Origin of the sequence: Streptomyces silvae, from assembly GCF_016745505.1 — a bacterium.
In the GTDB taxonomy this organism is placed as follows: Bacteria; Actinomycetota; Actinomycetes; order Streptomycetales; family Streptomycetaceae; genus Streptomyces; species Streptomyces silvae.
The window spans coordinates 89,814-98,416 of the sequence record NZ_JAERUC010000149.1 but is presented as its reverse complement, the minus strand read 5'-3'; the positions used below and the strand labels follow the sequence as shown (position 1 = coordinate 98,416).

6 protein-coding genes are annotated in these 8,603 nt (G+C 71.6%); 5 read left to right on the top strand and 1 reads right to left on the bottom strand.

Translation table 11 applies throughout. The annotated features are described in order from the left end of the window. Positions 1-34: 34 nt before the first annotated feature. Positions 35-1,801, bottom strand: coding sequence for an FUSC family protein (locus tag JKV81_RS23790; RefSeq protein WP_202077692.1), 1,767 nt, complete (start codon positions 1,799-1,801; stop codon positions 35-37). Between the two features lie 146 nt (positions 1,802-1,947). Here JKV81_RS23790 and JKV81_RS23785 point away from each other — a divergent pair, with 146 nt between their 5' ends. From JKV81_RS23785 to JKV81_RS23765, 5 genes are all read left to right on the top strand, one after another. Beyond that, positions 1,948-2,580 carry a DUF1345 domain-containing protein gene (locus tag JKV81_RS23785; protein WP_129260788.1) on the top strand — a complete coding sequence of 211 codons (633 nt, stop codon included), beginning with the start codon at positions 1,948-1,950 and terminating at the stop codon, positions 2,578-2,580. Between the two features lie 126 nt (positions 2,581-2,706). After that, positions 2,707-5,259, top strand: a complete 2,553-nt coding sequence (locus tag JKV81_RS23780) for an ATP-dependent Clp protease ATP-binding subunit (protein ID WP_202077690.1) — start codon at positions 2,707-2,709, stop codon at positions 5,257-5,259. Positions 5,260-5,311: 52 nt separating this feature from the next. Next, positions 5,312-5,581 carry a hypothetical protein gene (locus JKV81_RS23775; protein ID WP_129260790.1) on the top strand — a complete coding sequence of 90 codons (270 nt, stop codon included), beginning with the start codon at positions 5,312-5,314 and terminating at the stop codon, positions 5,579-5,581. Between the two features lie 90 nt (positions 5,582-5,671). Continuing rightward, positions 5,672-6,190 (top strand): SRPBCC family protein, encoded by a 519-nt coding sequence (locus JKV81_RS23770; RefSeq protein WP_129260791.1) that lies wholly within the window; start codon positions 5,672-5,674, stop codon positions 6,188-6,190. Positions 6,191-6,226: 36 nt separating this feature from the next. Continuing rightward, positions 6,227-8,512, top strand: a complete 2,286-nt coding sequence (locus JKV81_RS23765; RefSeq protein WP_202077688.1) for an FdhF/YdeP family oxidoreductase — start codon at positions 6,227-6,229, stop codon at positions 8,510-8,512. Positions 8,513-8,603 lie beyond the last annotated feature (91 nt).

Genomic DNA, 8,603 nt, shown 5'->3' with positions numbered 1-8,603 from the left:
ATGATGCCCCATCAACAGCCTTTGAAGACACGCCCTAGGGATGGAGGTCCAGCCGGCCGAGCAGGGTGTACGCCCGTTGTTCGGCCGCGGCGAGTTCGGAGGGGTCGATCTCGGCCGGCCACACCTCGCCGGCCGCGGCGTCGTCCGCCTCGCGCAGTTCCACGACCGCCTCCGCCAGCCGCAGGCGGACCACCGCGCGCGGTGCCCCCACCGGGCCGGTCAGGGACCGTTCGGCGTCCTCGGCGGCCGACAGGCATGCCGTGAGGGCTCGCTCCACCCGCACCGCTGCCTGGTCGTGGACCACCAGGAGTGCGCAGAGCAGCCCGACCGCGATCCCCATGACGCTGCCCAGTGCGCGGTCGAGGACCAGTTCCCCGGCGGGCGCGGGGGCCGCCAGGTCGCTCAGCAGCAGGGCCATCGGCGTCAGGAACACCACGCCCAGGGCGTAGTTGCGGACCACGATGTACTCCAGCAGGAATTCCAGGGCCACGATCACCACGGCGAGCGCCACCGGGCCCGGCTCCGCGGCCAGCACGCCGAGTGCCAGCAGCAGGCCGACGACCGTGCCCAGGGTGCGCTGGACCGCGCGCTGGGCCGTGGTGCGGACGTTGACCGAGTGCAGGACGGCGGCGGCCGAGATCGCGGCCCAGTAGCTGTGCTCCAGCCCCAGGAGCACGGCCAGGCCGCCCGCGACCCCGGTGCCCAGGGCCATGCGCACGGCGGGGACCGCGAGGACCGCCCGGTGGTGCGGGCCCTGCGGGCGGCCCATCAGCAGTTCGGTGGCGCGCAGCACCGCGGACGGGGCACGCGTGCGGCCCGGGCCTGCCGGGAGGCGGGAAGCGTCGGGGCCCGCCTCGCCCGAGGGCGGCGGCGTACCGGGTACCGGGGGGATTCCGTGCCGCCGGCCGGTGAGCAGGCGGGCCTGCCCGCGCAGGTGCTGTGCCGCGCTCCGCTGCTCCCCCGGAGCCCACCGCGCCGCGCCCACCAGCAGGGCCCAGGACCGGTCGGCCGACCGCAGCAGCAGCGTGTCGTGGCGGGGCACGGTCCGCCGCGCGGGCGGTGGCTGCCCGAGGCTCCGGTAGGCGTCCAGCACGGCGACCGTGGCCCGGTGCCGCGTCCGCCCCGGCACCTCGGCGCCGGCGGCGCGGGCCTCCAGCAGCGCGGCGACCCGGCGCAGGGCGGTGGCGACGGCGAGGCGCTGCGGCCGGTCCGGATGGATCAGCAGGCCGAGCATCCCGAGGATCCAGGCGGGCGCCGCCCCGGCTGCCGCCATCGCGGTGTACGGGAGGATGTCGGCGGGCGTGGGAGAGGCGTGGGCCGCCACCGCGAACGAGAACAGCACCATGACCGCGCCCAGGCCGCTCAGCCGGGTGGCGTCGCAGACGTACTTGGCGACTCCCGCGACCAGGGCCGTCGCCGCGACGACGACGGCGGCACCGGCCGCGCTCTCCTCCGGGCGCGCCCAGGCCGCGAGCGCCGAACCGCAGGTCACGCACGCCGTCATGGCCAGGGCCACCAGCGCGAGGACCCGGGCGCGGCGGGCGTAGGGCAGGTTGCGGCCGAACGTGGTCGTGAAGGAGCCCAGCATGGCGTACACCGCGAGGTCCGGACGCCCCGCCAGCACGACGGGCACGGCGACCAGTCCCATCGCCAGCGCCGCCCGCAGCGCGAAGACGAACGCTCCGTCGACGTCGTGCAGCACCAGCGCACCGCCGGGATGGAGCACCCGCTGCACGTCCGCGGCCGAACGCCGCCGGCCGCGCCGGACGGCGGCGGGGGCGAAGCGACGCAGGAAGGGCATACAAGGTATATACCTTGCTATTCCGCCAGCGCTTCGGCCGACCGCCTCACCCCGTTCCCGACAGCAGGGCGGGGGCCCGTACGAACGGTCCGTACGCGTCGGAGCCACCAGGACGCGGCCCGTCCCCCGGGCTAGGGTCGTGACGCATGAGCACCTGGTTGCCTCTGGACGCCGTTCCGCGGCTGTGCGGTGCCGTGGCCCTCGGAGCCGTGATCGGCCTGGCCGTGGGGCTGGGCACCGTCCCGGCGCTGGGCGGTCTGACCGGGATCACCGCGACCGAGCTGCTCTTCGTCCTGGGCGGGTGGGTCGTGCTGTGGCCGATGGACGCCGCCGCCACCCGCCGTAACGCGGGGCGTGAGGACTTCCGCCCCGTCACCGAGGAACTCGTCGTCGTGGCGGTGGCGTCGTGCGGCCTGCTGGCCATCGTGCTGCTGCTCCTGCTCGGCCCGGCCGACACCGGGCACGCCGGCGCGGCCACCGCGCTCTGCGGGGTGTTCACGGCGTGGGCCGCGCTGCACCTGATGTACGCGACCCGCTACGCCTACGTCTACTACGCGGCCTCGGGCGGGATCGACTTCAACTCGGACCGGCCCCCGGCGTACCGCGACTTCTTCTACTTCAGCTACAACCTCGGCATGACCTACCAGGTCTCCGACACGGACGTCTCCAGCTCGACGATCCGCGCGATCGTGCTGAGGCACTCACTGCTGAGTTACGTCTTCGGCACCGGCATCCTGGCCACGGCCATCAACCTCGTCATGGGGATCGTCACCGGCTGACGGCGGAGCACGGGCCGGCACGTCCCCGGGTCCGCGGTTGCGCGCTGCTCCACACCGCGTTTCGGTGGAGAGGAACCCCTCGTCGGCACCCCGTCCGAAGAGACCGTCGCCGCCCCAGGAGCTGCCATGTCGATGTCGTCCTTCGATTTCGGCTCGTCCGACCCGTTCAGCGAGCTGTTGAACCGGTTCTTCGGAATGTCCCCGGCATCGTCGCCCCCCGCGGTGCAGCGCGTGCCGATCGGGCGGCTGCTGACCGAGTCCTCGCAGGAGCTGCTCAATCTGGCGGGACGGCGGGCGGTGGAGGACGGGACGTCCGACCTCGACACGGACCATCTCCTGTGGGCGGCGACGAAGGTCGAGCCGGCACGGGGGCTGCTCGAACGAGCGCGGATGGATCCCGACGCCCTGGCCTCACGGATCGCCGAGGTCCTCCCCCGGGAGTCGGGCGAGCCGTCCTCGGAACCGGGACTGACACCGGCCGCCAAGCGCACCCTCGCCACCGCCTACGAGCGCTCCCGGGCGGCCGGCGCGTCGTACATCGGACCGGAGCACGTCCTCGGCGCGCTCCTCGAAGGCGTCGACACGGGTGCCGCGCGGTTGCTGCGGGCCGACGGTGAGGACGGACAGAAACTGGCCGGTCTCACGGAGCAGGCGGGCCGCGCGGAGGGGTCGGTCCCCAGGGAGAAGAAGCCCGAGACGACGCTGGACGAGTACGGCCGGGACCTCACAGAGGAGGCGAAGGCCGGGAAGCTGGACCCGGTGGTCGGGCGGGCCGAGGAGATCGAGGAGACGGTCGAGATCCTCTCCCGGCGGTCAAAGAACAACCCGGTGCTCATCGGCGAGCCGGGGGTCGGCAAGACCGCGATCGTCGAGGGGCTGGCGCAGCGGATCGTGGCCGGTGAGGTCCCGGGCACCCTGAAGGACAAGCGGGTGGTGGCCCTCGACCTGTCCGGGATGGTGGCGGGGGCGCAGTACCGGGGTCAGTTCGAGGAGCGGCTGAAGAAGGTCATCGAGGACGTCCAGGAGGCACGCGGGGACATCATCCTGTTCATCGACGAGCTGCACACGGTCGTCGGCGCGGGTGCCACGGGTGAGGGCTCGATGGACGCGGGCAACATGCTCAAACCGGCTCTGGCCCGTGGGGAACTGCACGTCGTGGGCGCGACCACGATCGACGAGTACCGCAAATACGTCGAGAAGGACGCCGCGCTCGAACGCCGCTTCCAGCCGGTGATGGTCCCGGAGCCCTCGGTGGAGGAGACGGTGCTAATCCTGGAGGGGCTGCGCGACGCGTACGAGGCCCACCACCAGGTCCGCTTCGCCGACGGCGCGCTGGCGGCCGCCGCGGAACTGTCCGACCGCTATGTCAGTGACCGCTTCCTGCCCGACAAGGCCATCGACGTGATGGACCAGGCCGGGGCGCGGGTACGGCTGCGCAGCACGGCGCGTTCGACGCTGGCGGTCGCGGCGGAGGACCGTATCGCCAAGCTGAGGCGCGAACGGGACCAGGCGGTGGACGCGGAGGACTTCGAGAAGGCCGCGGAGCTGAAGCGGGAGATCGCGGCGGCGGAGGGCGAACTCGCGGGCATCGAGGAACGGCGCGAGGGCGTCGTCTCGGTCACCGCCACCGACATCGCGGACGTGATCTCCCGCCGTACGGGCATCCCGGTCTCCCAGCTGACGGCCAGCGAGAAGGAGAAGCTCCTCAGGCTCGAGGAGGAGATGCACTCCCGGATCGTGGGCCAGGACGAGGCGGTCACCGCCGTCTCGCAGGCGGTGCGGCGCAACCGGGCCGGGATGGGGGACCCGAACCGGCCCGTAGGCTCCTTCCTCTTCCTCGGCCCCACCGGAGTGGGCAAGACGGAGCTGGCCAAGACCCTCGCCGAGCTGCTGTTCGGCGAGGAGGACCGCATGATCCGCTTCGACATGAGCGAGTTCCAGGAGAAGCACACGGTCGCCCGCCTGGTCGGGGCGCCTCCGGGATACGTCGGATACGACGAGGCCGGCCAGCTCACCGAGAAGGTCCGGCGGCAGCCCTACAGCGTGGTCCTGTTCGACGAGGTGGAGAAGGCGCATCCGGACGTCTTCAACACGCTGCTCCAGATCCTCGACGACGGGCGCCTCACCGACGGCCAGGGCCGCACGGTCGACTTCAGGCACTGCGTCGTGATCATGACGTCGAACATCGGAGCCCGCCGCATCCTCGGTCACCAGGGCGACGCGTCCGACCTCAAGGACGAGTTGATGGAGGAGCTGCGGGGCCGGTTCCTGCCGGAGTTCCTCAACCGCATCGACGAGATCATCATCTTCCACAGCCTCACCGAGGCGGACCTGTCACAGATCGTGGGTCATCTGCTGGCCCGCAGCGAGCGGCGAGTCCACGCCCAGGGCATGCGGCTGGAGGTCACCGAGGCCGCCAAGAAACTGCTGATCGCCCACGGGCACCAGCCGGAGTTCGGCGCCCGCCCCCTGCGGCGGACCATCCAGACGGAGCTCGACAACCGCATCGCCGACCTCCTGCTCGGCGGTGAGGCCGAGTCCGGCGACACCATCGTCGCCGATGTGCAGGGTGATTCCCTCCACTGCACCGTCCGTAAGGGTGACGCGGACCAGGGGGCGCCCGCCGGGGAGCAGGACCCGGACAAGGCCCCGGGAGCGGAGTCCGTCGAAGGGGCCTGACCCGGGGCGGGAGGCGCGAGCGCAGCTGATCCGATCCGAGGAGGAGACGGACATGACGCACCACAAGTCCAACGAAGCCGTCGGAGGCGAGACCGAGACCGGACGGGGCCGGGGGATGCCCCGGCGGCCCGACCAGGAGGCACTGGAGCGCCGGACGGTGCTCGACCGCGAGGAAGCCGGGCTGCCCACCCGGGCGCCCGATGATCCGGACGCCGTGTACCGGGCGGTGCGCGAGCAGGTCGCCCACGAGGCGGACACCGGTTCCATGCCCACGGGCACCGCCCCGCGCAGGGACCGCGGATTCCCGCCTACCCGCTATTGAGCCGGAGGTGCCGCCGGAAGGCCGTCGTGTGGCGGCCTGCCGGCGGCGCGGTGAGACTGAGGACACCTGCCCCCTGAAGGCGAGTGGTGCATGAACACCGTTGAGGAAACGATCGAGGTCGCGGTGCCGGTGCGTACCGCGTACAACCAGTGGACCCAGTTCGAGGGTTTCCCCCGGTTCAGCCGTGTGGTGAAACGCATCGGGCAGCTCACCCCGTCGGTGACGGCGTGGGTCGTGGGTGTCGGCCCCCTGCGCAAGGAGTTCGAGGCCGAGATCGTGGAGCAGATCCCCGAGTCGCATGTGGCCTGGCGCAGCCTGGACCACAGCCCGTGGCACGAGGGCGAGGTCGAGTTCCGGGCCCTCGCTCAGGACCGTACGGCGATCACCGTACGGATGCGGATCCGGCGCCGTGGTGCGGCCGGTGTGCTCACGGCGGTCCCCGGGGCGGCCGGCCGGGTCGTGCGGCAGGAACTGGCGTGCTTCAAGGAGTTCATCGAGGGGCTGGGGGAAGCCGGCGGGGGCTGGCGGGGAACCATCCGCAAGGGACACGTACGGCCCGGGGAGCCGGAACGGTCGAAGAGCCAGGTGCCCACATGGCCCGTGGGCTGAGCTTCGGGCGGGACACAGGAGACGAGAGGCCAACCCATGAAGTCGCCCAGTGACGAACCGAAGGACGGCCTGACCGTCACCCCGCCCAAGAAGTGGGCCGCCGGCGTTCCCGCGGTCGTGCACGCGCTGGAGTACTCCCTGCAGCAGACGTCCCCGCGGAAGACCGCGGTGGACCTGCTGACGATGAACCAGGTGGACGGGACCGACTGCCCGGGCTGCGCCTGGGCCGACCCCGCGCCCGGTCACCGTAATCGCAACGAGTACTGCGAGAACGGCGCCAAGCACATCAACGACGAGGCCACCGGGAAGCGGGTCACCGAGGACTTCTTCCGCGCGCACCCGGTCTCCGACCTGGCAGGGCGCTCCGACATGTGGCTGAACCAGCAGGGGCGGCTCACCCGTCCGATGGTCAAGCGGCCGGACTCCGACCACTACGAGCCGATCAGCTGGCACGACGCCCTGAACCTGCTCGCCGAGGAGCTGAGGGCGCTCGACACACCCGACGAGGCGGTCTTCTACACCTCCGGCAGGGTCAGCAACGAGGCCGCGTTCGTGCTCCAGCTCTTCGCGCGGGCCTTCGGGACCAACAATCTGCCCGACTGCAGCAACATGTGCCACGAGTCGAGCGGTTACGCCCTGCACGAGACACTCGGCACGGGTAAGGGGACGGTCAGCCTCAACGACCTCCACCACGCCGACCTGATCTTCGTCGTGGGGCAGAACCCCGGGACCAACCATCCGCGTCAGCTGTCCGCCCTGGAGGAGGCGAAGCTGAACGGCGCCCGCATCATCGCGGTGAACACACTGCCGGAAGCGGGGCTGCTGAGGTTCAAGAACCCGCAGAAGGCACGCGGACTGGTCGGGCAGGGCGTGGAGATCGCCGACCGGTTCCTGCACATCCGTGCCGGCGGTGATCTGGCCCTCTTCCAGGGGCTGAACCGGCTGCTGCTGGAGGCCGAGGACGAGCGGCCGGGGCAGGTGCTGGACCACGACTTCATCGGCGCCAACACGAGCGGCTTCGAGGAGTTCGCCGAGCACGCACGGCAGATCTCCTGGGACGACGTGATCACCGCGACCGGTCTGACCCGTGAGGAGATCGAGGAGGTCGGTGCCGACGTACTGCGCAGTGAACGCGTCATCGTCTGCTGGGCCATGGGAGTCACCCAGCACAAGCACGGTGTCCCCACCATCCGGGAGATCGTCAACTTCCTGATGCTGCGCGGGAACCTGGGACGGGCGGGCGCGGGTGCCTGTCCGGTGCGCGGCCACAGCAATGTGCAGGGCGACCGCACGATGGGTGTCTGGGAACAGATGCCGGACGCCTTCCTGGACGCCCTGCAGCGGGAATTCGGCTTCGACCCGCCTCGCGCCCACGGGCTGGACTCGGTGAACGCGATCCGGGCGATGGGAGAGGGCCGGATCAAGGTCTTCCTGGGGGTCGCGGGCAACTTCGTCCGGGCCGCCCCCGACAGCGCGGTCACCGAGGAGGCCATGCGCACCTGCCGGCTGACCGCCCACATCTCCACCAAGCTCAACCGGTCCCACACCGTCTGCGGGAGGACCGCTCTCATCCTGCCGACCCTGGGCAGGACCGAACGGGACGTCCAGTCGGGCGGGGAGCAGTTCGTCACGGTCGAGAACTCGATGAGCGAGGTGCACACCTCCCGGGGGCGGCTGAAGCCCGCGTCCAAGCTCCTGCTCAGCGAGGTGGCCATCCTGTGCCGGCTCGCCCGCCGCACCCTCGACGGCCGGGTGGACCTCCCGTGGCAGGAGTTCGAGACCGACTACGGCGCGATCCGCGACCGGATCGCCCGGATCGTGCCCGGGCTGCACGACCTGAACCGGAGGGTGACACGCCCCGGAGGCATCAGGCTGCCGAACCCGGTCAACGAGGGCGTCTTCCCCACCGCCGTGGGCAAGGCCCTGTTCACCCGTAACGCCTGGGAGATGCCTGAGGTGCCGGAAGGGCACCTGCTGCTGCAGACCCTGCGCTCCCACGACCAGTGGAACACCGTCCCGTACACGGCCAACGACCGCTACCGGGGGATCCACGGAAGCCGGCGTGTGGTCCTCGTCAACCCCGAGGACCTCGCCGAACTCGGCCTGCGCGCAGGTCAGCAGGTGGATCTCGTCGGGGTCTGGCGGGACGCGGCGGAGCGCCGCGCCGAGGGCTTCGAGGTGGTGGCGTATCCGACCTCGCGCGGGTCCGCGGCGGCGTACTACCCGGAGACCCAGGTCCTGGTGCCGCTGGACAGTGTGGCCGACATCAGCAACCAGCCCACCTCGAAGGCGGTCCTCGTCCGGCTCCAGCGGACGGTGTGAGTTCCGCGGACCCCGGTCCGGCCCTCCGCGGGCCGGGCCGGGCTCCGTTCATGTCGGGGCAGGCACGGCGGACAGGGCAGCTACACAGCGG